Consider the following 26,691-nt stretch of genomic DNA (forward strand, 5'->3'; position numbering starts at 1 on the left):
GAAGGTACGGAACGACCGCGATTTCGTTTTTTCAGCAGGACGACCTGTGAGGGGGATTCGGGGAGTGTCGGTGCGCGCTCGGCAGCGCCGTCTTAGCGAGCGCAGTTTGCGAGCGTAGGCGCAGACGAGCGCGCACCGACACTCCCCGAATCCCCCACGGAGACGTGCATGGCCAAAGTTGCGATCTACGCGGGCGCGTTCGATCCCATAACGCGCGGGCACGAGGACCTCGTCGTGCGCAGCCTGGAGTTCGTGGACCGGCTCGTGGTCGCCGTCGCGAACAACTCGGCCAAGCAGCCGCTATTCGATCTGCAGGAGCGGAAGCGGCTGATCCGGGCCGCCGTCGGCGATGAACCCCGGATCGACGTGCGCGACTTCACCGGCCTGCTCGTGGATTTCGCCCGCGAGGTCGAGGCGTCGCTGATCATCCGCGGGCTGCGCGCGGTCAGCGACTTCGAGTACGAGTTCCAGATGGCGCTGATGAACCGGCATCTCTCGCCCGGCCTGGAGACGGTGTTCATGGTGCCCTCGCTCGACACCACGTACATCAGCTCCAGCATCGTCCGAGAGGTCGCGAGGCTCGGCGGGAATGTCGAAGGACTGGTACACCCCGTCGTGGCGGAGGCTCTCCAAACACGGTTCCGTGCGGCAGGGGAATCCAAGGTCCCTTGATCTTGGATTTCCCTGAGCAATCCCGGGACCCATTGATCTTCACCGACGATCTCCGCCGCCGCGCGGCCGCCACGCCAAGGCGCGTTGTCTTCCCCGAGTCCGCGGACGTGCGGATCGTCGAGGCGGTGCGCGTGCTGCGCGAGCAGAAGATCGTCGTGCCCGTGCTCGTGCTCGATCCGGCGCACCCGGAGACGCACGCGACGATCGAAGGGCTCGGCGTGGAGGTCGTGCGGCCGGATGCAACTCCGCCGCTGCAGTACGCGGTGGGAATGGTGCGCGACGGACGGGCGGATGCGTGCGTCGCGGGCGCGGTGTACGCCACCGCCGACGTGCTCCGGGCGGCTCTGGTGCTCGTCGGGAAGGCGCCCGGCAGCACCACGATCTCGAGCGCCTGCTACATGGTGCGCGGTCCGGCGTGGGGCACGGGCAGCGACGTGCTCACGTTTACCGACTGCGCGGTCGTGCCGCACCCAACCGCCGCGCAGCTCGCCGAGATCGCCATTTGCGCCGCCCGCGACCGGGTGCTCATCGTCGGGGACGAGCCGCGCGTCGCGCTGCTGTCGTTCAGCACCCACGGCAGCGCGGTGTCCGACTCGGTACGGACCGTGATCGAGGCCGTGCGTCTCATCCGCGAGCTGGAGCCGTCGCTCCTGGTGGACGGAGAATTGCAGGCCGATGCGGCGCTGGTGCCGGCCGTCGCCGCCCGGAAGGCGCCGGGAAACATTTTCGGCGGGACGGCGAACGTGCTGGTTTTTCCATCGCTCGACGCCGGCAACATAGCTTACAAGCTGGTCGAGCGACTCGCGGGCGCTGAGGCGATCGGGCCGATCGTGCAGGGACTGGCGAAACCCGTCGCCGATCTCTCCCGCGGGGCGCAGCCGCGGGACATTATTAATGTTGCGGCGGTGGCGGCGTTACTGGTGACTAGTGACTAGTGACTAGTGACTAGTCACTACAAACGGCGCCTCGCGAGCTTGCGAAGTTGCCATTCCGCAGTCGTTGCACTGTTCAAGGGCAGGAGCCACCGGTTATTACTTAACGCAGTCACTAGTCACTAGTCACCAGTCACCAGTCACTAAAATGAGCTTCACCATTCGCAAGCAGGGCGAGATCGTCGTCGTCGATGTCGAGGGCCAGCTCATCGTGGGCAATCGCCAGGAGCTGAAGCAGAAGGTGCTCGACGAGCTCGAGAAGGGGGAGAAGCGCTTCCTCATAGACTTCAGCCAGACGGGCTACATAGACAGCTCCGGGCTCGGCGTGCTCGTGTCTCTGTCCAAGAAGATCCGCGAGCAGGGTGGCGAGCTGCGGCTCGCGGACCTGAACGACGACCTCAAGACGCTGTTCGAGCTCACCAAGCTCGACACGCTCTTCCAGATATCCGACAGCAGGGAGCGCGCGCTAGAGAGCTTCTGATGCCCAAAATGCGCGTTGCGCTGGAGATCGAGATTCCCAGCGACGTGCACGAGATCGAACGGGTGGTCGAGCTGGTCCAGCAGGAATGTCGCCAGCTGAAGATCGAGCCCGAGAAGTGCGCGCTCAACGTGCCCGTTGCCCTCACCGAAGCCCTGTCCAACGCCATCCTCCGCGGGAATCTTGAGGACAGCTCGAAGTGCGTCCGCATCCGCGCCTCGGTCAGCAAGGCCGGCGACAAGCTCGTGGTCGACGTCATCGACGAAGGCGCGGGCTTCGATCTGTCCTCGAGCACGCTCAACTGCACCACTCCCGAGAACATTCTGCGGGAGGACGGGCGCGGCCTTTACCTGATGCAGTGTCTGGTCGATCGCGTCGAGCAGTTCGTCGACGGGGGAAACACCGTACGCCTGACGGTGCAGCGTGGATGAAAGACCTTCGGGCGGTGCTCACCGCGTTCTACGACGCGACCCAATGTCCAGTCGCCGTCTGGATGGGCGACGAGAAGGACCCGGCTACGCTCGCTACCGCGATATCAGCGGGCACCGTACTCGCTCCGGACACACTCCCCGAGACTGAGCAGGGCCCGGTACCGACGAACGGCGGCGAGATAATCACCGCGCGGCTCGCCGGCCTCAAGCGCGCGTGGATGACCATGGGTCCGTGCGAGGGCGGCAGCCGCCCGCTGGAGCGGAACGCGCGGCTGCTGCTCCCGGTCGTGAACCAGATGATGCGCACCGGGCTGGAGATGGAGCACACGGCCGCCGAGCTGGCCGGCCGGTACGAGGAGATCAGCCTCCTGTACACGATCAGCGAGATCCTCGGCCGCACGGTGGCGCTCGAGGAAGCGGCGACGACGATTCTGACCGAGCTGTCCCAGACGGTGGGCGCGCGCCGCGGCGCGATCCTTCTGTACGACCGGCCGACAACCATGCTGTACGCCGTCGCGGCGATCGGAACCGAGCAGGCGCAGCTCACCTCCATCCCGATCAACGACATGGGGAGCGTCGCGGCGCGCGTTTTCCGCACGCGCCACCTGGCGATCGCCGACGCGAGCGAGAGCACGTCGGAGCACGAGGCCATCTACTCCCGCGACACGATGCTCGCGGCCCCCATCATCTGGACCAGCTCGACGGGCAGCCTGCCGCTCGGCGTCGTGATATTGTCCGAGCGCGAGACCGGCCAGCCGTTCAGCGCCGGCGACCAGAAGCTGGTCGCCGCGATCGCGACCCAGATCGGAATCGCCATCCAGAACTCGCGCCTCGTGCGGGCGTCCATGGACCAGCAGCGGCTGCAGCAGGAGATGCTGCTCGCGCACGACCTGCAGATGAAGCTGCTCCCGCGGCCGGCGAGCCTATCGGCCGACGCCGAGATCGCCGCGCGCGTCGTGCCCGCCGAATCGGTGGGGGGAGACTTCTACCACCTCTTCCGCCTCGGCAACGCGTCCACGGGCGTGATGATCGGCGACGTCTCGAGCCACGGCTACCGCGCCGCATTGATCATGGCGCTCACGATGAGCGCGGCTTCGATTCACGCGCAGATCCACTCCGATCCGGGCGCGATGCTGGGCGCGCTGCTCGGTTCCGTGCGCGACGAGCTGACGACGACGGAGATGTTCGTGTCGCTGTTTTACGGGGTGGTCAATCGGAAGCGGAGCGTGCTGAACTACGCGAACACCGGACATCCGCACGCGTTCCTCTTCGCGCCCGATGGCAAGTACGAGAGACTTCCCGCCCTCGACCCTCCGCTGGGAATGGTGGACGAGCCGCCGCACGCGAAGTCGGTCCCGTGGCATCCGAGGGAGAGCCTCCTGTTGCTGTTCACCGACGGGATCAGCGACGCGCGCAACGCCAAGGGCGAGAAGCTCGGCGAGCAGCGCGTGCTCGACGCCGTCAGGAAGAACCGGAAGGAGCCCGTGGAGACGATCGTGGAGAAGATCTTCGAATCGCTCCGCCGCTTCACCGGACGCACGCCGCTCCGCGACGATCAGACGCTGGTCATCCTCCGCGCGTAGCTTCGTGCGCACGCCGGGGCCGCGCGGCAGAGGTCCGAACCCTCCGGTCCTCAAGCGACTCGGCCAGCACTTTCTCCACGACCAGAAGGTGCTTGCCGCGATCGCCGACGCGCTCGAGCTGCGCGGGGATGAAACCGTCGTCGAGATCGGGCCTGGCCGCGGCGCGCTCACGCGGCACCTGGCCGGGCGCGCGCGCCGGCTCGTCCTGATCGAGCTCGATCGCGCCCTCGCCGCGAACCTCCGCGAAGAGTTCGCCGGCGATCCCGGCGTCGAAGTCGTCGAGGCCGACGTGCTCGAAGCAGACATCGCCGAGCTGGCGGGTGGTCCTTACGTACTGGTGGGGAACGTCCCGTACTACATCACCACGCCGATCATCTTCCACGCGCTGAAGGCGCCGATGCCGCTGCGCGCCGTTTTCCTGGTGCAGCAGGAAGTCGCCGAGCGCATGGCCGCGAACGCCGACGACGAGGAGTACGGCGCGCTGTCGGTGACGATTCAGGCGCTGACCGAGCCCGAGCTGCTGCTGCACGTCCCGCCGAGCGCGTTCACTCCCGCGCCCAAGGTTCATTCGGCCGTAGTGCGTCTGCGGCCCAGGGCGACGCCGCTCGTCCCACCCGAGACCGCGCCCGGCTTCCAGGCCTTCGTCCAATCCTTTTTCGGAATGCGCCGCAAGCAACTCGGCACCATCGTGCGCGCCCTGGAAGGCGTGGACTCCGACCGCGCGCGTGAGATTCTCACCGCGGGCGGCTGGGATCCGCGGGCCCGCCCCGAGACACTCTCACCCGCGGAGTTCGCCCGCCTGTACGCGACTCTCCGCGCCACGAGCTGAAGCCCGTCGTTCGCTTGGCAAATTCCCGATGGCCGGCGGGGACGCGAGGCTCCGTGCCGCCGAAGGCCGCGTCTTAGCGAGCGCAGTTTGCTCGCGTAGCGGCCGGAGCGCGGCATGGAGCCTCGCGTCCACCCGCACCCCAAAAATCAATCCCGGTTCGTCAACGCGAACGAGAGTGCTTCCAGCTCCATGGCCATGTCCACCGTGCGCATGACCACCTTCGGCGGCCCCGAGATCTGCCCGGGTACGAAGTTGAGGATCGCGCCGATGCCGGCGCGCGCGACGCGCTCGGCCATCTTCTGCGCCCCGCGCGCCGGGAGCGCGAGCACCGCGATGTCGAACTTCTCGGACTCCGCGTCCCGCTCGAAGAAGGCGACGTCGCGCACCTGAAGATCGCCGAGCGTCTCCCCGACGCGCGCCTGATTCGAATCGTACACCGCCACCACGTCGAACCCGCGCTGCGTGAACCCCTCGTACTGCGCGAGCGCCGCGCCGATCTTGCCCGCGCCGACGATGCACACGCGCCAGCGGCGCTCCAGCCCCATGATCTGCCGCAGCCGCTCGAGCAGCTCGCTCACCGAGTACCCCAGCCCGCGCTTCCCGAATGAGCCGAACAGGGAAAGGTCCTTCCTGACCTGCGCCGACGTGGTGCCGCCGAGCTTCGCCAGCTGCTCGCTGGATACGGTCGTGCTCCCCCGGCGATAAATGTCTTCGAGGAAGCCGAGATAGAGAGAAAGCCGCCGAACAGTAGATTCTGCGATTCGTTTCATGGAGCTTGTGAAATCATTCACAAACCTATTTCCTGGGCGGTCCTGGTACCAGTAGGTGTAGGCCGGAAGCGGGTTTATGGCTTATCTTCGGGTTGATGCCGGTACACGTGACGTCCGAAATCGGAGCGCTTCGCTCGGTCCTGGTCCACACGCCGGGGCCCGAGCTCCTGGCCGTGACTCCCACGACCCGCGCGACCTACCTGTACGACGACATGATCGACGTGCGGACCGCGGGCGAGGAGCACCGCCGGTTCGTCGCGATCCTCGAGCGGTTCGCCGAGGTGCACCAGGTCACGGATCTACTGGCCGACGTCGTGGCCGACGACGCCGTCCGCGAGAGGCTGTGGCGGGAGTCCATGGACATCATTCCGTCCGAGCCTCTGACGCGCGAGATCTACGAGTTGCCGCCGGAGCAGCTCGTGCGGACTCTCATCGAAGGGAAGGAAGAGCCGCCCGGCCCGCTCGCGCGCAAGCTCAACGAGTCCGGCTACCTCATGCCGCCGCTGCCGAATCTCTTCTTCACGCGCGACGTCGCCATGGGACTCGGCGAGCACGTGATGATCGGCTCGATGCGCTACGGCGTGCGCTGGAGCGAGGAGCTGATCATGAAGGCGATCTTCTCCGCGCACCCGCGGCTCGCCAACAAGGGGATCCTGTACGACGGCTCCAGCGAGCGCCGGATCAACTACACGCTGGAGGGCGGGGACGTGCATCCGCTGAGACACGATCTGGTGCTCATCGGATTCAGCGAGCGCTCCAGCCCGGCGGCCATCGAGAATCTCGCCGAGCTGCTGTTCGCCCAGACCGGCATCACCGACGTCATCGTCGTCGTGATGCCGCGGGAGGACATCGCGATCCACCTCGACATGATCTTCACGCAGGTGGACCGCGAGCTGTGCGTCGTGTACCCGCCGCACTTCATCGGGCCGGAGCGGCTCCCGATCCTGCACTGGAAGAAGGGCAAGTCGCAGATGACCGAGATGCCGACGATCTTCGCTGCGCTCGAGGGCTGCGGGCTGCGGCTGGAGCCGGTGCTGTGCGGCGGGAGCCGCCGGATGATCCAGGAGAGGGAGCAGTGGGCGTCGGGGTGCAACTTCGGCGCGTTGCGGCCGGGACTCGTGACGTCGTACACCAGAAACGAGGCGACGCTGCACGAGATGGAGAAGGTCGGCTTCAGGATCGTGTCGGCGAAGGATTTTCTGGACGACGCGGTGGAGATCGGCGGGGACGAGCGGGCGGTCATCACTTTCCCCGGCGGCGAGCTGGTGCGCGGTGGCGGCGGTCCGCGCTGCATGACCTGCCCCGTGACGAGGGACGACCCCTGGGACTGAGCGGCGGGATCCATTCCGCGCCGGGGGACACGCTGCTGACGACGCGCGCGCTGGAGTATCTCTCGGCGGGACCGGCCGACGCCGTGGACCTGATCGCGCACGTGTGCAACCTGCCCGGCCCGCCACGCACGGTGGCCGAGCATCTGGCCGCGGCGATGTTCGCGGGCCGCACTGATTTCGAGAAGGGACTCGACGGAAAATGGCGGATCGCGTCCGCTTTCAGCGCGCTCGCGTCGCGGCCCAATGGAAGGTTCAGCGAGCCGGCGCTCGACCGGCTCGACTCGCTGTCCTACGTGGTGGTGGACGTGGAGACCACCGGGACCAGCGCGATGTTCGGCGACCGGATCACCGAAGTGGCGGCCGTCGTCGTCCGCGACGGCGTCATCGTGGACACGTTCGAGACGCTGGTGAATCCGCGGCGGCCGATCCCGCACTTCGTCACCGCGCTCACCCACATCACCTGGGACATGGTGAAGGACGCGCCGACGTTCGAGCAGGTGGCGCCGCGACTCATGTCCGCGCTCGCGGGCCACGTGTTCACGGCGCACAACGCGAAGTTCGACTGGCGGTTCGTGTCCACGGAGATCCTGCGCGCGACCGGGAACAGGATTCAGGGGCGGCAGCTGTGCACCGTGAAGCTCGCGAAGCGGCTTCTGCCGCAGCTCCCCCGGCGCTCGCTGGATCATCTGGCCCGGTACTACGGCGTGACCATCCATTCGCGCCACCGCGCTGGCGGCGACGCTCTCGCTACGGCGGAATGCCTGGTGAAGATGCTGCAGCACGCGAACGACGCGGGGCTGCACACGTGGGCCGATCTGCAGCGGTTCGCCGGCGCGCGCGCTCCGCGGAAGCCGCGGCGCAAGTCCGCGCTGCCGGCGCCGGCCAGCAACGACCTGACGGCGTGAGCCGGCCCGAGCCGCTGGTCCAACCCGTTCAGATCGGCGATCTGAAATGTCACGCCATTCAGGCCGGCGGGCAGCGGCTCGACGGCGGCGCGATGTTCGGCGTCGTGCCGAAGCCGCTGTGGGAGAAGAGGATTCCGGCGGACGAGCGCAACCGGATCCAGCTCGGGATGCGCTGCCTGCTGGTCGAGCACCCGGACGGCTTGCTGCTCATCGACACGGGCGCGGGCAACAAGGAGACGGCGAAGTTTGTCGACATCTACGGCATCGAGAACGACGGGGAGCAGTCGAGAACCGCGCTGGAGGACGGGATCAGGGCGGCCGGCCACACGCCGGACGCGATAAGCGTGGTCATCAACACGCACCTGCACTTCGACCATGCGGGTGGAAATACGTATCTCGACGCGGCGGGCGAGCTCTCGATCACTTTTCCGAACGCGGAGTACTTCGTGCAGCGCGGCGAGTACGACTACGCGACGCACACGAACGAGCGGACCGCGGCGAGCTACTTCGAGCGTAACTATGTTCCGATCGACCGGGCCGGAAAGTTGCGGTTGTTGCAGGGAGAGACCGAGGTGATGGCGGGAGTCGGTGTGATCCTGACGCCGGGCCATACCCCGTTTCACCAGAGCGTTGTCGTGACGTCGGGAGCGGATCGCGCTTGTTTTCTGGGAGACATCGCCCCGACGGCGGCGCACCTGCCGCTCCCGTGGATAATGGGATACGACGTGGAGCCGCTCGTGACGCTGGAGACCAAGCGGCGGTTGTTCGCGCAGGCGCTGGCGGAGAAGTGGCTGTTGATATTCGAGCACGACGCGGTGAAGTCATGGGGGCGCATCGCGCACGACGGAAAGACTTACAGTCTCGTGGAGAACGTCAAATGAAACGGTTGCTGGCACTGTTCGGTTCGGTATTGCTCATCTCGGTCGCGGCTCCCGGATTGTCCGCGCAGGCGCGGACGGACCGTGCTCCTGCCGGACCCACGATACAGGCGGCGCGCGCCGGCATTACGGCGCCATCGGCAGCGACCTCGGTCGCAAACGGCGCCCAGTTGGAGACACCCTCGCGGGAGAGCGCGGCCCTCATGATCGTCGGCGGCGCGGCACTGCTCACCGGGCTCCTCATCGGCGGAGGCGCCGGGACGGCGATCGCGGTCGGAGGAGCGCTGATCGGCCTGTACGGCTTGTGGATGTACGTTCGCTGAACCGACACACGTCCCCGCCGCTTTCGCTCCTCCTCCCGCGGGAGCGCCGGTGAAGTTCAAGACCATCGTCGAGCCGTTCCGCATCAAGGTGGTCGAGCCGACCCGCCAGACCACCGACGCTGAGCGCGCTGCGGCGATCCGCGCGGCGCACTACAACGTCTTTCAGCTCGACGCCGAGGACGTGCTCATCGACCTCCTCACCGACTCGGGAACGGGTGCGATGTCGGTGTACCAATGGGCCGGCATGATGCGGGGCGACGAGTCGTACGCCGGCGGGCGCTCCTTTCACGCCTTTGTCAGGTCGGTGCAGGAGATCACCGCATTCCGGCACGTGATCCCCACGCACCAGGGACGCGCCGCCGAGCACATTCTCTCGGGCGCGCTGCTCAAGCCCGGGTCGATCGTCCCCAACAACACGCACTTCGACACCACGCGGGCGAACGTCGAGCACAGGGGCGCGGTGGCCCTCAATCTGCCGGTGGCGGAAGCGCGCGAGCCGCAGACAGTGCACCCCTTCAAGGGGAACATGGACGTCGCCGCGCTCGAGCGGGTCCTGGCGGAGAACGCGGGCAACGTGCCGCTGGTGATGATGACGGTGACCAACAACTCCCAGGGCGGCCAGCCGGTGAGCATGGAGAACATCCGCCGTACGTCGGCGCTCTGCCGCGCGCATGGCGTGCCCTTCTTCATCGATGCCTGTCGCTTTGCCGAAAACGCGTGGTTCATCAAGACCCGCGAGCCGGGGTACGCCGACAGGACTCCGCTGGCGATCGCCCAGGAGATGTTCTCGCTCGCCGACGGCTGCACGATGAGCGCGAAGAAGGACGGGATGGCGAACATCGGCGGATTCCTCGCGATGAACGACGACGCCCTCGCCGTCACCTGTCGCGACTCGCTCATCCTCACCGAGGGATTCCCCACCTACGGCGGGCTCGCCGGCTACGACCTCGAGGCCATCGCGGTCGGGCTGCACGAGGCGCTCGATCCCGACTACCTGCGCTACCGAATCCGCTCGGTCGAGTACCTCGCCGAAAAGATGGTCGCAGCCGGGATTCCCGTCGTGCGTCCGGCGGGCGGCCATGCGCTCTACCTCGATGCCAGGGGCTGGCTCCCGCACATCCCGCAGAGCCAGTACCCGGGGGTGGCGCTCTGCATCGCGCTGTACGTCGAAGGGGGCATCCGCGGATGCGAGATCGGCTCCGTGATGTTCGGGCAGCAGCCGGACGGCAGCGAGCGCCCCGCCGACATGGAGCTGGTGCGGCTCGCCTTTCCGCGCCGAGTCTATGCGCAGAGCCACATGGACTACGTGGCCGAGGTGCTGCTGCACGTGAACAGCATCGCGCAGGACATTCGCGGAGTGCGGATCGTGGAGCAGCCGCGGGTGCTCAGGCACTTCACGGCGAAGTTCGAACCCGTGCCCCGCTAGCCGCCGGCAGTCGCGCGCGACTCGCCGGGAACCCGGCAGCTACTTCCTCTTCTGATACGTCCCGACGAGCTCTCCCTGCGCGAGGATGTGTCCCTCCATTGCCTTCTCCAGCGCCGCCTTGGTCGGTGAGCCAAGGTCGCCGAGCGCGGTGTCGAGCGCATAGAGCTTGAAGAAGTAGCGATGCCGTCCAATTGGCGGGCACGGCCCGCCCCAACCGGTGCGCTTCCAGTCGTTGAGTCCTTCGCGCACGCCGGCTGGCAGATGCGTGGACGCACCTTCGCCGAGGCTGGTGACGGAGACCGGGATGTCGTAGAGCACCCAGTGCACGTACGTCATCTTCGGGGCTTTGGGATCGGGCGCGTCCGGATCGTCGGAAATGAGCGCGAAGCTCTTGGTCTTCGCCGGTGCACCGCTCCAGGCGAGCGGCAGCGAGATGTCCTCGCCCTCGCAGGTGAACCTGGCCGGAATCTCCGCATTCGGCGCGAAGGCGGCTGATACGACGGTGATGCTCATGGGAGTCACTCCGCGGTTGGTGCTCTGATCACGAAGATAAGGTGGGCGAACGACCGGCTCGCGGCCAGCAGCGCGGGCGAACACTTTCGGCCGCTCCGGCCCGGGACCAGCTTATGTTACCGCCATGCCGAGCTACCGCGCAGGTCTTCGTCCTTTCCTCGCCACGTTGCTCGTCGCGAGCCCGCTCGTCGCGAGCCCGCTCGTCGCGAACCCGCTCGGCGCCCAGTCGCGCGAGCTGACCGTGGCCGACAGCTCGCCATTCAGGCCGCTGCCGCTGCCGGCGCCGAACGAGCAGCGCACGGGCGCTGGCCGTCCGGGGCTGCGTTACTGGCAGCAGCGCGTGGACTACCGCATTGCCGCGTCACTCGACACTGCGAGCCACCTGCTGCAGGGCCGCGAGACGATCCACTACGTCAACAATTCGCCGACCGCGCTGTCGTATCTCTGGCTCTTCGTCGAGCAGAACGCCTGTGCACCGAACAGCATCGGAAGCACGCTGAACCAGCCACCGCTCGTCTTCGGCGAGGTCGCGTTCGACTTCTCCTGTGGGAGCTTCGTCGGCAGACCGACGATCCAGTCGCTGACGATCGGCGGCGTCGAGGCGAAGCGCACGAACTATGGCACCACGCTCCGCGTCGACCTCGGCAGGCCACTGGAATCGGGACAGTCGCTCGAAATGGAGGTGGCCTGGCACTTCACCGTCCCCGAGCAGGGCGTTGGCCGCATGGGACGCGACGGCGCGCTGTACGAGATTGCGCAGTGGTATCCGCGCATGGCGGTCTACGACGATGTCCGCGGCTGGAATCACGAGCCGTACATCGGCGCCGGCGAATTCTATCTCGAGTACGGCAGCTTCGACGTTACGCTCACGCTCCCTGCCAGCTACATCGTCGCCGCGACGGGTGAGCTGAGGAATCCTGAGCAGGTGCTCACGCGGAACCAGCTCGCGCGGCTCGCGAGCGCGCGGAAATCGGACACCGCCGTCGCCGTCATCACGCGCGACGAAGCGGGCAGGCCGGGGCGCACGCGGCCCGGCAACGGGCCGTACACCTGGCACTTCACGGCCGACAACGTGCGCGACTTCGCCTGGGCCGCCGCCCCGAACTGGCAGTGGGACGCCAGCAACCTCGACGGCATCCTCATCCAGACGCTGTACCGTTCGTCCGCCGACAAATGGCCGGAAGCTCACGCGATGGCGCGCGGCGCGATCAGGCACTTCAGCGAGCAGTGGTACCGCTATCCATACTCGCATGCCACCGCGGTCGAGGGGCCGATTGCCGGCATGGAGTATCCCATGCTCACCTTCGTCGCCAACAACAGCACGCGCGAAACGCAGCAGTGGGCGCTGGCACACGAGTTCGGGCACGAGTGGTTCCCGATGATCGTCGGCTCCAACGAGCGGCTCTATCCGTGGATGGACGAGGGGTTCAACACGTTCGTCGACCTCCAGAACGCCGCCGAGTACTTCGCCGGCACGCCTTACGGCGACACGATTCAGGTCAATCCGCTGCGGATGGCCGTCGAGCACTCACGCGCGGGGGACGATCAGCCCCTCAGCACGAATCCCACGGAGGTGCGCGACCTTATGTGGGTGGGCTACCAGAAGCCGGCGCTTATGCTCAGGACACTACGCGAGGAGGTGCTCGGCCGCGACCGCTTCGACTTCGCCTTCCGCGAGTACATCAAGGCGTGGGCATACAAGCACCCGACCCCGGCGGACTTCTTCCGCCTCATGCGCGACGCGTCGGGAGTAGAGCTCGACTGGTTCTGGCGTGACTGGGTGTTCACCACGGCGCGGCTCGATCAGGCGGTGGACTCCGTCTCTACCGACACGAGCGGTCGGGCAAATGTCCACATGACGAATCGCGGCACGATGACAATGCCCGCCGAGCTCCTCATCACCTTCGACGACGGCTCGACTGAGACGGTGCGCCTGCCGGTACAGATGTGGAACCTCGGCCGCCAGTTCACCTATCGCGTGCCGGCAAAGAAACCGGTGCGCCGCGTAGCGGTCGATCCGCGGAACGTGCTGCCCGACCTCGACCGGTCGAACAACGACTGGACGAAACGGTGAGCTGAGGTTGGCCGGCCGTCGCCGGCCAGACTGTTGCCGGCCCGTCCCTTTTATCCCGGACTATGTTGACCGGCAGAGCGCTGGCGGCTAACTTCCCTGCATATAACGTTATAAGTGGCCGAGCCTGGCAGCTCGTCCCACCCTCCGGCCCTCGGCTGTCTCGAGGTGTGCTGCAGGAGTTCCGGCCATGGCGGCGTCCCGTTCACGCGGAGCGTCGTCTCCGCGGACTCCTTAATGGGTCCGCGTTTTTTGTTTAATGCTGTGAGGTAAATGACAATACAGGACACGACAAAACGAGTTCGCGTCAACAAACAGATCCGCATCAGCCCCATTCGTGTGATCGCCGCCGACGGCGCGCAGCTGGGAATCATGGAGGTCGATGCCGCGTTGGCCCAGGCGGAAGAGCAGGGGCTGGATCTGGTCGAAGTCGCTCCGACGGCCCGCCCGCCCGTCGCCCGGATCATGGACTACGGCAAGTTCAAGTTCGAGCAGGCGAAGATGGCGCGGCAGGCCAAGAAGAAGCAGCACGTGATTCAGCTGAAAGAGGTGAAGTTCCGCCCCGGCATCAGCGAGCACGATTTCGCGACGAAGACGCGGCACGCGCGGAAGTTTCTGGGTGAAGGCAACAAGGTGAAGGTGACGTTGATGTTCCGCGGCCGGCAGATCGCGCATCCCGAGCTGGGGCGGCAGGTGCTGGATCGCGTAGCTCAGAGCCTGGCGGACGTCGCGAAGGTGGAGAGCGAGCCGAAGTTCGAAGCGAAGTTGATGATCATGATTCTGGCGCCGAAATAAGAACTGAAGCTGTTGGCTGTTGGCTGTTGGCTTTTGGCTGACAGCACCGCAGGAGCCAACAGCCAACAGCCAATAGCCAATAGCCAAGAGCGTTAAATGCCCAAGATGAAGTCGCACAGAGGAGCGCGGAAACGCTTCAGCCTGACCGGAACCGGCAAGGTGAAGCGGAACAAGGCGTTCAAGAGCCACATCCTCACGAAGAAGACGTCCAAGCGGAAACGCCGCCTGCGCCAGTCCACCACGGTGGGCACGCTCGGTGAAGCGAAGAACCTCAAGCGGCTGCTGCAGTCGTAGGCTGTGCCGTTGGTTTTTAGCCAACAGCCAATAGCCAACAGCCAACAGCGCTTTTAGAAAAAACAGACCCGGAGTCAGCAATGCCCAGAGTCAAATCGAACGTCGCGCGACTGAAGCGCAAAAAGCAGGTAATGAAAGCCGCGCGCGGAGGATTCGGCGCGCGCAGCAAGCTGTGGAAGGCCGCGAAGGAGAACGTCGAGCGCGGCTGGCGGTACGCGTACCGCGATCGGAAGAACAAGAAGCGCGATTTCCGCCGCCTCTGGATCACCCGCATCAACGCCGCCGCCCACCAGCACGAGATGAGCTACAGCGTGTTCATCAACGGGCTGAAGAAGGCCGGGATCGAGATCGACCGGAAAGTGCTCGCGGATCTCGCGGTGCGCGAGCCGGAAGCGTTCGCCGCCATCGCCGACAAGGTGCGCACCGCCATCAAGGCGGCGTGACCGGTCGGCGCCGCGGCGCCGGTGTGGTGAGGTGCTGCGGCTCCGCGATAGATTTGCGGAGCCGTTTTGTTTTGCGGTAGCCAACAGCCAATAGCCAACAGCCAATAGCCAACAGCCAAGAGCTCTTTTGGACCTCGTCAAAGCAGCAGAGCAGCTCGAACGTGAAGGACTGGAGCGAATCGCCGCGGCCACTACGCGCGATGAGCTCGAGGCCGCGCGCACCGCATTGCTCGGACGCAAGAGCGGTCGCCTGACCGCGCTCCTAGGCGAGCTGCCGAAGCTCTCCCCCGAGGAGAAGCGCGCCGCCGGCGCGGCGCTGAACAAGACCAAGCTTCTCCTGGAAGGCCGGCTGGGAGAGCGGGACACGGAGCTGGTCACGGCGGCGCGCCGCCGCTCGGCGCTGGTCGACGTGACGATGCCCTCCAGACAGCGCTGGCGCGGCGCCAAGCACCCGGTCACGCTCATCATCGAGGAGGTCGAGCAGATATTCCGCGAGCTGGGCTTCACCGTCGCGCTCGGCCCCGAGGCCGAGACCGAGTGGTACAACTTCACCGCGCTCAACTTCCCGCCCGACCATCCCGCGATGGACATGCACGACACCCTGTACGTGGGTGACGACATGCTCCTGCGCACGCATACGTCGCCCGTGCAGATCCGCACGCTCCAGACATACGGCGCCCCGGTCAGGATCATCGTTCCGGGAAACGTCTATCGGCGCGACTTCTTCGACGCGTCGCACGCGCCGATGTTCGCCCAGATAGAAGGCCTCGCGGTCGACGAAGGCGTGAGCTTCGTGGATCTCAAGGCGACGCTCACGCACTTCGCGCAGCAGCTGCTCGGAGAGACCAGGACCCGCTTCCGCCCCAGCTTCTTCCCGTTCACGGAGCCGTCCGCGGAGATGGACGTCCAGTGCGCCGCCTGCCAGGGCTCCGGCTGCGCTACGTGCAAGGGCAGCGGCTGGCTGGAGATCCTCGGCGCCGGCATGGTGCATCCCGAAGTGCTGTCCGCTTCGGGCGTGGACCCGGAGCAGTACACGGGGTGGGCGTTCGGCATGGGCCCGGGGCGGATGGCGATGGCGCGATACGGCATCCCTGACATCCGCGCGCTGTACGACTCCGACGTGCGCTTCCTCCGGCAATTCGCGCGATGAACGCGTCGCACGAGTGGCTGCGCGACTTCGTCCCCGCTGAGCTCGCGCCGCGCGAAATCCGCGACATTCTCACGGCGCGATGCGCGACCGTCGAGGAGATGCGCCCGGTGCGCCAGGATCTCGGCGACATCGTCATCGGCCGCGTGGTCGAAGCGGCGCGCCACCCGGAGTCCGATCATCTCTGGATCACCAAGGTGGACGCGGGGCGCGGCGAGCTGCTCGACGTGGTCTGCGGCGCGCCGAACGTAACGGCGGGCATCGCGTATCCGTTTGCCCCCGTAGGCGCCACTCTGCCTGGCGGTCTCAAAATCGAGAAGCGCAAGATTCGCGGCGTGGTGTCGAACGGAATGCTCTGCTCCGCGCGGGAGTTGCTGCTCAGCCAACAGCCAACAGCCAATAGCCAACAGCTACTCGATGAGGGAATTCTCGCGCTCGAGACGGACGCGAGCCCCGGCGCCTCGTTCGTCGAGACCGTGGGTGCGGGCGACACGCTGTTCGTGGTCGACGTCATGCCCAACCGGCCCGACCTGCTGTCGCATCGCGGCATCGCGCGCGAGCTCGCGGCCGCGACCGGAGTCCCGCTGCGGGAGTTCGCCGGCGAGCCGTGGGCGGGCGTCGCGGGCGAGCCGCCATTGCCGCGAACGGAATCCGGCACAGCCGCCACCGACGGCGTCACCGTCGGCATCGAAGACCTCGAGGGCTGCACGCGGTACGCCGCCGTGGTCATCCGCGGAGTGCGCGTGGCGCCGAGTCCGGAGTGGCTCGCGCGCCGGCTCACGGCGATCGGCGCGCGGCCGATCAACAACGTGGTCGACGCCACGAACTACATGCTGCACGGGTACGGCCAGCCGATGCATGCCTTCGACCTCGCCAGGCTCGGCAAGCGCGTCACCGTCCGCCGGGCCAGGGCGGGGGAGAAGCTCGTGACCCTGGACGGCGTCGAGCGAACGCTGACCGACGCGACGACCGTGATCGCCGGCGCCGACCGGGCGGAGGCGATTGCCGGCGTGATCGGCGGAAAGGGAAGCGAGGTCAGCGAAGCGACGACGGACGTCCTGCTGGAAGTCGCCATCTTCGATCCGCGCCGCGTGCGCGCCGCCCGCCGCGCGCTCGGCATCTCGACCGACGCCAGCTACCGGTTCGAGCGCCACGTCGATCCCGAGTCGGTGCCGGTCCTGGCGGCAAAGGCGGCGGCGCTCATCGCGAGCCTGACGAGCGGACGCGTGGAGCACCCCGGCGTCGATGTTCATCCCGCGCCCCGGGGGCGCGAGCGCGTGTCCGTCCGTCCCGCGCGCGCGTCCGCTCTCATCGGCGATCCGATCCCCGCCGCGTCGATGGCCGGCTACCTGTCTTCGGTCGGCTTCACGCTCGTCGAGACCGGGACGGAGCTGATCTGTACGGAGGTTCCGAGCTGGCGGTCCGACGTGACCGCGGAGGTCGACCTGATCGAGGAGATCGCGCGGCTGCACGGGTACGACCGGATCTCGACCGAGCTGAGACCGTTCCGCCCGGGCGAATCGCCCGACGCCCCGCTCTGGCTGGTCGAGCGGCGGGTTCGCGACGCGCTGGTCGCCGAGGGTCTGTTGGAGGCGCGGCCCATGCCGTTCGTGGCGGAAGGCCGCGGCACCGACATCCGCGTGCTCAACCCGCTGGCGGAGAACGAAGCGTATCTCCGAAGCTCGATCCTCGAGACGCTCGCGCGCCGCGCCGAGCACAACCTGGGACACATGCAGGGCGACGTCCGGCTGTTCGAGATCGGCACCGTCTTCGCGCGCGGGGACGACCCCCGGCCGGTAGAGAGTCGGCACGCCGGCGCGCTGATAATGGGCGAGCGACGGCCCAGCCATTTCACCGAGAGCAAGCCGCCGGCGTGCGATCTGTGGGACGCGAAATGGATTGCAGAAGTCATTGCCCTTGCGGCATTTGGGCTAGATGACTTAAAGTTCAGTATGAGCGATGATTCGTCCCGTCTCGCGGTTATCGCCAAGGGCGAGGAGCTCGGCTTCGTGACCGAGGTCGCGTTGGACGCGCCAGCCTGGGCGACGCCTGCGTTCGGGGTCGAGCTGGACCTGGGCAGCGCCGCCGTGCACGACGCGCGTCGCACAGTGACTCGCCCGTTGCCGGTCACTCCCGCGGTGCAGGTCGATCTCGCCCTGGTTGTCCCCGACGACCTTCCCGCGGCCCGGCTGGCCGACGCGATCCGCGCGCACGCGGGCGATCTATTGGAGAAGCTCGAGCTGTTCGACGAGTTCCGCGGCCAGGGTGTGGAGCACGGGCAGCGCAGTCTCGCGTGGCGATTGACGTTCCGTCACCCGGAGCGCACACTACGCGACAAGGAGATCGATGCCCGCCGGACCAAGCTCCTACAGGCGCTTGAGGGAGAGCTAGGTGTCAGACAGCGCACGTCCTGAAAAAGCCGTGTTCAAGGAGCTCGAGTCGCTCGTCCGCCACCTGGGAGAGGAGCTCAGCGGCTTCCGCCGGCGCGCGCTCCAGGCCGAGGTGCGGTTGAAGGAGATCGACACCGCGGCGTCGTCGAGCAAGCCGACCCCCGAGCGGCTGGCTGCCCTCGAGCGCGAGAACAAGGATCTGACGCGGCGGCTCAAGGCCGCGACCGAGCGGGTCAAGGGGATGCTGGAGCGCGTGCGCTTCCTCCGCGAGCAGAGCGAGGCCGTGCAGTGACCGCCAAGAAAAACGTGGTCAAGGTCGAGATCCAGGGCGACGAGTACTCCATCCGCAGCGATGCGACCCCCGAGCACACGCGGGCGGTCGCAGAGCACGTGGACAAGACCATCAAGAGCGTTCTCCAGTCCACCAACGTGGAGCAGCACAAGGCGGCCATTCTGGCCGCCCTCCAGATCACGGACGAGCTGTTTCAGGCCCGCGAGGCCTCCTACGCGACCGTAGGGGCCATGCAGAAGCTCAGCGACGAGATTCGCCCGTGGCTCCCTCCCTCCAAGAGGCGGGATTAACTTTGCCGCAAAGCGCGACGACCATCCGGCGCGATGGAGGTATAGATCAGCATGGAATACAACACGGCGTTGATCGCCGCGGGCGGGCTGGTTCTGGCAGCTGTCTCCGCCGCGGCGTTTTTCTTTGTTGGACGACGCAAGGGCGCGGCTAGCGAGTTAGCCAGGCAGCGCGCGGCGAAGGACACGGCCGAAGAGGCCGCGCAGCGGATCGCAGCCGAGGCCGCCCGCGAGGCCGAGACGCTCAGAAAGAGCGCGGTCGTGGCGGGGAAGGAAGAGGTGATAGCCCTCCGCGAGGAATGGGAGGGTGAGGCCAGGAAGCGCCGCGAGGAGATCGAGCGCGAGGAGAAGCGCGTTCAGGAGCGTGGCACCGTCCTCGAGCGCAAGTTCGAGCTCGTCGAGCAGCGCGAGCGCGAGGTCACGCGCCGCAACGAGAGCATAGTCGAGCGCGAACAGACCATCGAGTCGCGCCGCCAGGAAGTCGAGCAGATCGTGGCCGAGGAGCGCCGCCGGTTGGAGCAGCTCGCCGGCATGTCCGCGGACGAAGCCAAGAACGAGCTGATCCGCCGGATCGAGGAAGAGGCGCAGGCCGACGCGGCAAGCCGCGTCCGCGAGATCCGCGAGACCGCCCGCAAGAGCGCCGACCGCGAGGCCAAGAAGATCGTGGCGCTCGCCATCCAGCGCATTGCCGCCGAGCATACGTCGGAAACCACGGCATCGGCTGTCGCCCTCCCGAACGACGAGATGAAGGGGCGGATCATCGGCCGCGAAGGGCGGAACATCCGGGCCTTCGAGCTGGCGACCGGCGTGGACGTCATCATCGACGACACTCCCGACACCGTGGTCGTGTCCTGCTTCGACCCGGTGCGGCGCGAGGTGGCGCGGCTCGCGCTCGAGAAGCTCGTGGCCGACGGCCGGATCCATCCCGGGCGTATCGAGGAGGTAGTGGCGAAAGCGCGCGACGAGGTGAGCGCCGGCATCGTCGAGACGGGGGAGCGCGCCGCGTACGACAGCGGCGTGCACGGGCTGCACCCGGAGCTGATCAAGCTCATCGGGCGGATGCGCTGGCGCACGAGCTACGGCCAGAACATCCTCAACCACTCGAAGGAAGTCGCGTGGCTCGCGGGGATCATGGCGGCCGAGCTCGGGCTCGACGTCGCGATGGCCAAGCGCGGCGCGCTGCTGCACGACATCGGCAAGGTGCTCACGCACGAGCACGAGGGCACCCACGTCCAGCTCGGCGTCGAGGTCGCGACGCGGTACGACGAGCACCCGCTGGTGGTCAACTGCATCGCCGCGCATCACGACGACGTGCCGCACGAGAGCGAGATCTCGGTGCTCGTGCAGGCGGCGGACGCGATCTCGGGCTCGCGCCCGGGCGCGCGGCGCGAAGCGTTCGAGACCTACGTGAAGCGGCTCGAGGGACTGGAGAAGATCGCGTCGAGCTACAAGGGCGTGGAGAAGGTGTTCGCCATTCAGGCGGGGCGCGAGATTCGCGTGGTCGTCACCCCCGACCACATCGACGACGTGCGCATGGTGTCGCTGTCGGAGGAGATCGCGCGGCGGATCGAGGCCGAGCTGCAGTACCCGGGACAGATCAAGGTCGTGCTGATCCGCGAGACGAGAGCCGTCGACTTTGCCCGCTGAGCTGCTCGACGGAAAAGCGATTGCGCGGGAGCTGCGCGACGAGGTAGCCGCCGGCACCGCCAGGCTCGTCGCGCGGGGCGTGCGCCCGGGTCTCGCCGTCGTGCTCGTAGGCGACGACCCCGCGAGCGCCGTATACGTGAAGTCGAAGGGGAAGGCGTGCGCGGAGGCGGGAATGCACTCGGTCACGATCCGGCTTCCCGCTGACACGTCGCAGGCGCAGCTCGACGCCCGGGTGGACGCGCTCAACGCCGATCCGGCGATCCACGGCATCCTGGTGCAGATGCCGCTGCCGAAGCACATAGCGGCTGACTCCGTCATCCGGCGGATCAAGCCCGAGAAGGACGTGGACGGCTTCCATCCGGTGAACGTCGGCAAGATGCTGATCGGGGATACCGACGGGTTCGTGCCGTGCACGCCCGCGGGAATCCAGGTGATGCTGCAGCGCGCGGGGGTGAAGACCGCGGGGAAGGAGTGCGTTATCGTCGGCCGGAGCAACATCGTCGGCAAGCCGATGGTCGCGCTGATGCTGCAGAACACGCCGCAGGCGAATTGCACCGTCACCGTCTGCCACAGCGCGACCACTGACATGGCGGCGCACACGCGTCGCGCGGACATCCTGATCGCCGCGGCGGGCAAGACGCGCCTCATCAAGCGCGACATGGTGAAGCCGGGCGCGGTCGTCATCGACGTCGGGATCAGCCGCGTGGAGGATCCTGCCAGCGCCTCGGGTTACAGGCTCGCGGGCGACGTCGCGTTCGACGAAGTGCGCGAGGTCGCGTCACTCATCACGCCGGTGCCGGGCGGTGTCGGCCCCATGACCATCGCGATGCTGCTCAAGAACACGCTGCGCGCGGCGGAGCGGACGTTAGCGTGATCGCGTCGCAGCCGGCCGCGCCCTCGATCGATTCGACGCTGGCGAGCTTCGAGGAAGAATTCGCCGGAGAGCGGCACGAAGCCACGATCGCGCTGGAGGATTGCGCGGCGAAGCTGCTCCCGCCCGACTGGGGTCGCCTTGGCGACGCGGTCCGGTACGCGATGCTCGGCTCCGGCAAGCGCATTCGCGGAGTGCTGCTGATCGCCGCCTATCGCGCGGCGGGCGGGCGCGGCGACGCCGCGCCGCTGGCGGCCGCCGTGGAGGTCGTGCACGCATACTCGCTCGTGCACGACGACCTGCCGTGCATGGATGACGACGACCTGCGGCGCGGCCGGCCGACGGTTCACCGCAAGTGGGACGTGCGCACGGCGACGGTCGCCGGAGTCGCGATGGTGCCGCTGGCCGTGCGCGCGGCGCTGGCCGGCGCGGCGCGGCTCGAGCTCGATCCGGCCGTGACTTCGGCGGTCGTGACGGAGCTCATGCGCGCCGCCGGCGGCGGGGGGATGATCGGCGGGCAGCTGCTCGACCTCGAGTCGCACGGCGCGGATTTCGGGCTGGCCGGGCTGGAGCGCATCCACCGGGACAAGACGGGCGCGCTGATCGCCGCGTCGGTGAAGATCGGCGGACTCGCGGCGGGCGCCGGCGAGAAGCAGCTCGCCGCACTGGCCAGCTTCGGCCACGCGATCGGTCTGGCCTTCCAGATCGCGGACGACGTGCTCGACGTGACCTCGACCAGCGACCGGTTGGGCAAGACCGCGGGCAGGGACGCGGCGCTGGGCAAGCAGACGTACCCGGCACTGCTGGGGGTCGACGGCGCCCTGCAGCGCGCGTCCGCGCTGATCACCGACGCATGCGAGGGCTTGGCCGCGTCGGGGCTCGAGAGCGCCCGCCTACAACGGCTCGCGAAATTCGTCATACTGAGAGAGTCGTGACTTCCAACATGCCCATTCTCGATCGAATCCACTCGCCCGCCGATCTCAAGGCGCTGTCGCGCGACGAGCTGCGCGCGCTCGCGTCCGACATCCGCGAGCGGATGATCGAGCTGTGCTCGCGCACCGGCGGCCACATCGGTGCCGGGCTCGGAGTGGTCGAGCTCACCATCGCGATCCACGCGGTCTTCGACACGCCGCGCGACCAGGTCCTGTGGGACGTCGGGCACCAGGGTTACCCGCACAAGCTGCTCACCGGCCGGAACGCGGCGATGGAATCGCTGCGGCAGGAGAACGGCATCTCCGGCTTCCTCAAGCGGAGTGAGAGCGAGTACGACGCGTTCGGCGCCGGGCACGCCGCGACCGCGATCTCGGCCGGGCTCGGAATGGCCGTAGCGCGCGATCTCAACGGCGAATCGTTCAAGGTCGTGTCGATACTCGGCGACGGCGCGCTCACGTCCGGCTTGTCGTACGAGGGCCTCAACAACGCCGGCGGAGCGGGCCGCGACTTCATCGTCGTGCTGAACGACAACGAGATGTCGATCGCGCCGAACGTCGGCGCGATGTCCAGGTATCTCACGTCGGTCCAGCGGAACCCGCTGTACAACCGCGTGCGGTCGGCGATCGGCTCCGCGATCGACCACGCTCCGGGCCCGCTGTCGTCCGTCGGAACGGTGGTGCGAAAGTGGGAAGAGAGCATGAAGTCGCTGCTCACGCCCGGCGTTCTGTTCGAGGAGCTGGGCTTCCGCTACTTCGGGCCGATCGACGGGCACAACATCGACACGCTCGTCGACACGTTCGCCGCGGTGCGGGAGATGACGGGCCCGCGGCTGGTGCACGTGATCACCCAGAAGGGGAAGGGATTTCCCGCCGGCGAGCACGGCGAGAAATGGCACGCACTCCCGCCGGGACACGACCCGGCGACTGGCAAACAGCGCGCTGTCTCCACCGCAAATCCCGGGTACACAGCGATCTTCGGGCGCGGGCTGACCGAGCTAGCCGCGGCCGATCGCCGGGTAGTCGCGATAACGGCCGCGATGCCGAGCGGCACCGGCACGATGGCGTTCGCGAAGGAGCATCCTGACAGGTTCTTCGACGTCGGGATCGCTGAAGGCCACGCCGTCACGTTCGCGGCGGGGCTCGCAACGCAGGGGATCCGCCCGGTGTGCGCCATCTATTCCACGTTCCTGCAGCGGGCGTACGACAGCATCGTGCACGACGTCGCCATTCAGCACCTGCCCGTCGTGTTTGCAATGGATCGCGCCGGCCTGGTTGGCGAGGATGGTCCCACGCACATGGGGCTGTACGACATTGCCTACATGCTGGCGATCCCTGGCTCGACGGTGACGGCGCCCAAGAACGCGGAAGAAATGCTGGGGCTGCTGCGCGCGGGCATCGAGCACGGCGAGGGACCGTTCTCGCTCCGCTACCCGCGCGACGCCGCGCCCGACCAGCCCGGTGCAGCGGCGGAGATTCCGCCGGTTACGTACGGCACGTGGGAAGTCGTGCGGCAGAGCGGAGAGCGCGGGGGCGACGGCTTCGCGATCCTCGCCGTGGGCACGATGGTGCTTCCGGCCGTGGCGGCCGCGGAATCGCTCGCCGCGGAAGGACTCGACGTCACCGTCGTCAACTGCCGCTACCTCAAGCCGCACGACGAGCTGACGCTCGCGGCCATCCTTGCCGAGCACCGGCAGCTGCTGGTCGTGGAGGAAGGGACCGTGGTGAACGGCTTCGGCGCGTACATGGCCGGCGTGGTCGGGAAGCTCGACCCGGCGGTCCGCGTGGCGACGCACGGCGTGCCGGACCGGTTCATCGAGCAGGCTCCGCGCGCGTTCCAGCTCGCGGCGGTCGGTCTCGACGCCGGCGGGATCGCAAGCAGGGTGCGGGCGCTGCGCGAGACAGAGGCCATGGCCGGCTGATGCGGATCGGCGTCGTCGGGCACGAAGGCTACGACAAGCTGCCGGCGATGCTCGGCCTGCTGGAGATCCTCGCGCCGGAGCTCGGATTCAAGCTGGTGTACGAGCCTCTCCTGCGGCCTGGGCTGCATGAAGAGCTGGATTCCGCGAGCGAGATCGACGCGCTCGTCACGCTCGGCGGGGACGGCACGCTGCTGCGCGGCGCCAAGCTGCTCGACGGCCGCCCGGTGCCCATCATTGGCGTCAATCTCGGGCGGCTGGGCTTTCTCACGAGCTGCAACGCGCCGGATGTGGAGAGCGCGCTGCGCCGCTTCCAGGCGGGCGATTACACGGCTGAATCGCGCATGACAATCACCGCGACCACGGACAGCGGCTCGGGGTCTTCCGCCGGATCGGAGCGCTGGCTCGCGCTGAACGACTTCGTGCTGCACAAGGGCGGCTTTGCGCGCGTAGTTCGCCTCTCCATCTCGATCGACGGCGAGTTCATGGGAACGTACGCCGCCGACGGCATCGTCGTCGCGACGCCGACGGGATCGACCGCGTATAGCCTCTCCGCGGGCGGACCGATCGTCGCGCCGCGACTCGAGTCCATCGTGATCACGCCGATCTCGGCGCACACTCTCGGCATACGACCGCTCGTGGTTCATCCCGAGGCGGAGATCGTGCTGCAGGGAGAAGACGGGCCCGACGAGCTGCTGCTGACCGTCGACGGGCAGGGCGGAACGGAAGTGAGACGGGGAGAGCGCCTGATCATTCGGCGCTCGCAGTCGCCCGTGATGCTCGTCCGCTTTCCACCCGACACGTTCTTCAGCCGCATCAGGCAAAAGCTGGGCTGGGGCGGGCTCAAGGAAGACGACTGCAGCAATGCTGAGTGAGATACGCATCCGCAACTTCGCGATCATCGAATCGATCGCGCTGCCGCTTGCGCCCGGGTTCAACATTCTCTCCGGCGAGACCGGCGCGGGTAAATCCATCATCGTTGGCGCGCTCGGATTTCTGCTTGGCGAGCGGGGCAGCACCGACGTAATCCGGCCCGGCGCGGATCGCGCCGTGATCGAAGGGATCTTCGACATATCCGGCGCTGCCGACGTCGCCGCCTGGGCCGACGGGCACGGGATCGACGTCGAAGACGGGACCCTGGTGCTCAAGCGCGAGATGGCCGCGAGCGGCCGCGGGCGCGCGTGGGCCAACGCGACTCCGGTCGGCGCCACGCTGCTGGCTGAAGTCGGGCGGATGCTGGTGAATCTCCACGGGCAGCACGAGGCCCAGGCGCTGCTCGACGGCGACTCGCAGCGCGCGATCCTCGACGCGTTCGCCGGCGCCGGCGACACGGTGAGTGAAGTGCGCGAGCTGCACGGCTCGCTGGGCAAAGTGCGGCGCGAGATGGAGGAGCTGGTGTCGCGGCGGAGCGAAGCCGAGAAGCGCGCCGATTACCTGCGGCACGTCGCGGGCGAGATCGAGAGCGCGAAGCTCATCGAGGGCGAGCAGGAGAAGCTGGAGGACGAAGCCCGTGTGCTCGAGAACGCGGTCGAGCTGCGCACGCTCGCGGCGTCATTGCGCGAGGCGCTCGAGGCCGAGGAGGGCGGGGCACTCACCGCGCTCGCGTCGGCGCAGCGCGCCCTGGCGAGTATCGGGCGGATCGATCCGTCCACCAAGGCCATGCAGGAGCAGCTGGACGCCGCGTACTACGCGCTCACCGAGCTGACGCGCGAGGCCGGCGTGTACGCCGAGCGCGTGGAGCTGGATCCGGAACGGCTCGGCACGGTGCGGGAGCGCCGGGACCTGCTGTACCGCCTGCTCAAGAAGTACGGCGACTCGGTAGCCGCCGTGATCGAGACGGGCCGCAAGGCGCGCGAGGAGCTGGATCTCGTTGAAGGCGGTGAGCTGGACCTGAACGAGCTGCGTGGGCGCGCCGTCGAGCTCGAGCGCAAGCTCGCCGCGGCGGCGGCGAAGCTGTCGAAGCAGCGGCAGGCAGCGGCGAGCAAGCTGGTGAAAGCGGTGGACGCGCGGCTGCCCGAGCTGGGAATGCCGGACGGCGCGTTCTCGGTGATGCTGCCCAAGCTCGCGGAGCCCGGGCCGCACGGCGCGGAGGAAGTCGCGTTCCACGTGACGCTGAACAAGGGCCACCCGCCGCGGCCACTCGCGCGCGTCGCTTCCGGCGGGGAGCTGTCGCGCGTGATGCTTGCGCTCAAGACGATCCTCGCGAAAGTGGATCGCACGCCGACGCTGGTGTTCGACGAGGTGGACGCGGGCATCGGCGGCAAGGTCGGGCTGCAGGTGGGGGACACGTTGCGCCGGGTTGCGGACAACCATCAGGTGTTCGCGATCTCGCACCTGCCGCAGCTCGCGGCGCGCGCGCACCACCACATCGTCGTGGCCAAGGCGGCGAAGCGCGGAGTGACGACTGCCGATGTCACGGTACTGACCGGCGCGCCGCGCGTCGAGGAGATAGCTCGAATGCTCGGCGGGGACCCAAGCAGCTCTGTCGCGAAGGCGCACGCCAAGGAATTACTGGCGTCTGGTGAGATCCAGTAA

At 67.6% G+C, this 26,691-nt stretch carries 27 protein-coding genes; 25 read left to right on the forward strand and 2 right to left on the reverse strand.

Annotation, left to right across the window (positions count from 1 at the left end):
• The first annotated feature begins 168 nt into the window (after positions 1-168).
• The 6 genes from coaD (at position 169) to rsmA (ending at position 4,925) form a co-directional block, all read left to right on the forward strand.
• The gene (gene coaD / locus WEA80_09215; GenBank protein ID MEX1186755.1) at positions 169-672 is read left to right on the forward strand and encodes a pantetheine-phosphate adenylyltransferase; all 504 of its coding nucleotides are present in this window, start codon (positions 169-171) and stop codon (positions 670-672) included.
• A 32-nt stretch (positions 673-704) separates the two neighbouring features.
• Entirely contained in the window at positions 705-1,607 is a 903-nt protein-coding gene (locus WEA80_09220) for a phosphate acyltransferase (GenBank protein MEX1186756.1), read from the forward strand.
• A gap of 145 nt (positions 1,608-1,752) precedes the next feature.
• Positions 1,753-2,085: an STAS domain-containing protein gene (locus WEA80_09225; GenBank protein MEX1186757.1), complete on the forward strand. Its 333-nt coding sequence runs from the start codon at positions 1,753-1,755 to the stop codon at positions 2,083-2,085.
• Positions 2,085-2,513 carry an ATP-binding protein gene (locus WEA80_09230; GenBank protein MEX1186758.1) on the forward strand — a complete coding sequence of 143 codons (429 nt, stop codon included), beginning with the start codon at positions 2,085-2,087 and terminating at the stop codon, positions 2,511-2,513. The genes WEA80_09225 and WEA80_09230 overlap by 1 nt, the downstream gene beginning before the upstream one ends.
• Positions 2,510-4,096 (forward strand): GAF domain-containing SpoIIE family protein phosphatase, encoded by a 1,587-nt coding sequence (locus WEA80_09235; GenBank protein ID MEX1186759.1) that lies wholly within the window; start codon positions 2,510-2,512, stop codon positions 4,094-4,096. Before WEA80_09230 ends, WEA80_09235 begins: the two co-directional genes overlap by 4 nt.
• Before the next feature lie 4 nt (positions 4,097-4,100).
• The gene (gene rsmA, locus WEA80_09240) at positions 4,101-4,925 is read left to right on the forward strand and encodes a 16S rRNA (adenine(1518)-N(6)/adenine(1519)-N(6))-dimethyltransferase RsmA (GenBank protein ID MEX1186760.1); all 825 of its coding nucleotides are present in this window, start codon (positions 4,101-4,103) and stop codon (positions 4,923-4,925) included.
• Positions 4,926-5,071: 146 nt separating this feature from the next.
• Here rsmA and WEA80_09245 read toward each other — a convergent pair whose 3' ends face one another.
• Positions 5,072-5,695, reverse strand: a complete 624-nt coding sequence (locus WEA80_09245) for a redox-sensing transcriptional repressor Rex (GenBank protein MEX1186761.1) — start codon at positions 5,693-5,695, stop codon at positions 5,072-5,074.
• Positions 5,696-5,802: 107 nt separating this feature from the next.
• Here WEA80_09245 and WEA80_09250 point away from each other — a divergent pair, with 107 nt between their 5' ends.
• The 5 genes from WEA80_09250 (at position 5,803) to WEA80_09270 (ending at position 10,558) form a co-directional block, all read left to right on the forward strand.
• Entirely contained in the window at positions 5,803-7,026 is a 1,224-nt protein-coding gene (locus tag WEA80_09250; protein ID MEX1186762.1) for an arginine deiminase family protein, read from the forward strand.
• A gap of 83 nt (positions 7,027-7,109) precedes the next feature.
• Positions 7,110-7,931 (forward strand): 3'-5' exonuclease, encoded by an 822-nt coding sequence (locus WEA80_09255; GenBank protein ID MEX1186763.1) that lies wholly within the window; start codon positions 7,110-7,112, stop codon positions 7,929-7,931.
• Positions 7,928-8,812, forward strand: coding sequence for an MBL fold metallo-hydrolase (locus tag WEA80_09260; protein ID MEX1186764.1), 885 nt, complete (start codon positions 7,928-7,930; stop codon positions 8,810-8,812). Before WEA80_09255 ends, WEA80_09260 begins: the two co-directional genes overlap by 4 nt.
• Positions 8,809-9,132, forward strand: coding sequence for a hypothetical protein (locus tag WEA80_09265; protein ID MEX1186765.1), 324 nt, complete (start codon positions 8,809-8,811; stop codon positions 9,130-9,132). Before WEA80_09260 ends, WEA80_09265 begins: the two co-directional genes overlap by 4 nt.
• A gap of 49 nt (positions 9,133-9,181) precedes the next feature.
• Positions 9,182-10,558, forward strand: a complete 1,377-nt coding sequence (locus tag WEA80_09270; protein MEX1186766.1) for a tryptophanase — start codon at positions 9,182-9,184, stop codon at positions 10,556-10,558.
• Between the two features lie 39 nt (positions 10,559-10,597).
• Here WEA80_09270 and WEA80_09275 read toward each other — a convergent pair whose 3' ends face one another.
• The gene (locus WEA80_09275; GenBank protein MEX1186767.1) at positions 10,598-11,071 is read right to left on the reverse strand and encodes a YbhB/YbcL family Raf kinase inhibitor-like protein; all 474 of its coding nucleotides are present in this window, start codon (positions 11,069-11,071) and stop codon (positions 10,598-10,600) included.
• A gap of 124 nt (positions 11,072-11,195) precedes the next feature.
• Here WEA80_09275 and WEA80_09280 point away from each other — a divergent pair, with 124 nt between their 5' ends.
• The 14 genes from WEA80_09280 (at position 11,196) to recN (ending at position 26,691) form a co-directional block, all read left to right on the forward strand.
• The gene (locus WEA80_09280) at positions 11,196-13,145 is read left to right on the forward strand and encodes a M1 family metallopeptidase (GenBank protein MEX1186768.1); all 1,950 of its coding nucleotides are present in this window, start codon (positions 11,196-11,198) and stop codon (positions 13,143-13,145) included.
• Between the two features lie 270 nt (positions 13,146-13,415).
• A complete protein-coding gene (gene infC, locus WEA80_09285; protein ID MEX1186769.1) occupies positions 13,416-13,937 on the forward strand; it encodes a translation initiation factor IF-3 in 522 nt (173 codons plus the stop codon).
• Between the two features lie 96 nt (positions 13,938-14,033).
• Positions 14,034-14,231 carry a 50S ribosomal protein L35 gene (gene rpmI, locus WEA80_09290; protein MEX1186770.1) on the forward strand — a complete coding sequence of 66 codons (198 nt, stop codon included), beginning with the start codon at positions 14,034-14,036 and terminating at the stop codon, positions 14,229-14,231.
• Positions 14,232-14,311: 80 nt separating this feature from the next.
• Positions 14,312-14,674 carry a 50S ribosomal protein L20 gene (gene rplT, locus WEA80_09295; protein ID MEX1186771.1) on the forward strand — a complete coding sequence of 121 codons (363 nt, stop codon included), beginning with the start codon at positions 14,312-14,314 and terminating at the stop codon, positions 14,672-14,674.
• A 127-nt stretch (positions 14,675-14,801) separates the two neighbouring features.
• Positions 14,802-15,824: a phenylalanine--tRNA ligase subunit alpha gene (gene pheS / locus WEA80_09300; protein MEX1186772.1), complete on the forward strand. Its 1,023-nt coding sequence runs from the start codon at positions 14,802-14,804 to the stop codon at positions 15,822-15,824.
• Positions 15,821-18,235 (forward strand): phenylalanine--tRNA ligase subunit beta, encoded by a 2,415-nt coding sequence (gene pheT, locus WEA80_09305; protein MEX1186773.1) that lies wholly within the window; start codon positions 15,821-15,823, stop codon positions 18,233-18,235. Before pheS ends, pheT begins: the two co-directional genes overlap by 4 nt.
• Complete coding sequence (locus WEA80_09310; GenBank protein ID MEX1186774.1) at positions 18,213-18,503, forward strand: hypothetical protein; 291 nt, start codon at positions 18,213-18,215, stop codon at positions 18,501-18,503. Before pheT ends, WEA80_09310 begins: the two co-directional genes overlap by 23 nt.
• The gene (locus WEA80_09315) at positions 18,500-18,793 is read left to right on the forward strand and encodes a cell division protein ZapA (protein MEX1186775.1); all 294 of its coding nucleotides are present in this window, start codon (positions 18,500-18,502) and stop codon (positions 18,791-18,793) included. The genes WEA80_09310 and WEA80_09315 overlap by 4 nt, the downstream gene beginning before the upstream one ends.
• Before the next feature lie 51 nt (positions 18,794-18,844).
• Positions 18,845-20,437 carry a ribonuclease Y gene (gene rny, locus WEA80_09320; GenBank protein ID MEX1186776.1) on the forward strand — a complete coding sequence of 531 codons (1,593 nt, stop codon included), beginning with the start codon at positions 18,845-18,847 and terminating at the stop codon, positions 20,435-20,437.
• Positions 20,427-21,311, forward strand: coding sequence for a bifunctional methylenetetrahydrofolate dehydrogenase/methenyltetrahydrofolate cyclohydrolase FolD (folD, locus tag WEA80_09325; protein ID MEX1186777.1), 885 nt, complete (start codon positions 20,427-20,429; stop codon positions 21,309-21,311). The genes rny and folD overlap by 11 nt, the downstream gene beginning before the upstream one ends.
• The gene (locus WEA80_09330; protein MEX1186778.1) at positions 21,308-22,243 is read left to right on the forward strand and encodes a polyprenyl synthetase family protein; all 936 of its coding nucleotides are present in this window, start codon (positions 21,308-21,310) and stop codon (positions 22,241-22,243) included. Before folD ends, WEA80_09330 begins: the two co-directional genes overlap by 4 nt.
• Positions 22,240-24,159, forward strand: a complete 1,920-nt coding sequence (gene dxs, locus WEA80_09335) for a 1-deoxy-D-xylulose-5-phosphate synthase (GenBank protein ID MEX1186779.1) — start codon at positions 22,240-22,242, stop codon at positions 24,157-24,159. The genes WEA80_09330 and dxs overlap by 4 nt, the downstream gene beginning before the upstream one ends.
• Positions 24,159-25,031, forward strand: a complete 873-nt coding sequence (locus WEA80_09340; GenBank protein MEX1186780.1) for an NAD(+)/NADH kinase — start codon at positions 24,159-24,161, stop codon at positions 25,029-25,031. Before dxs ends, WEA80_09340 begins: the two co-directional genes overlap by 1 nt.
• Positions 25,021-26,691, forward strand: a complete 1,671-nt coding sequence (gene recN, locus WEA80_09345) for a DNA repair protein RecN (GenBank protein MEX1186781.1) — start codon at positions 25,021-25,023, stop codon at positions 26,689-26,691. Before WEA80_09340 ends, recN begins: the two co-directional genes overlap by 11 nt.

It is taken from the genome of Gemmatimonadaceae bacterium (genome assembly GCA_040882285.1).
Lineage (GTDB): Bacteria > Gemmatimonadota > Gemmatimonadetes > Gemmatimonadales > Gemmatimonadaceae > JACDCY01.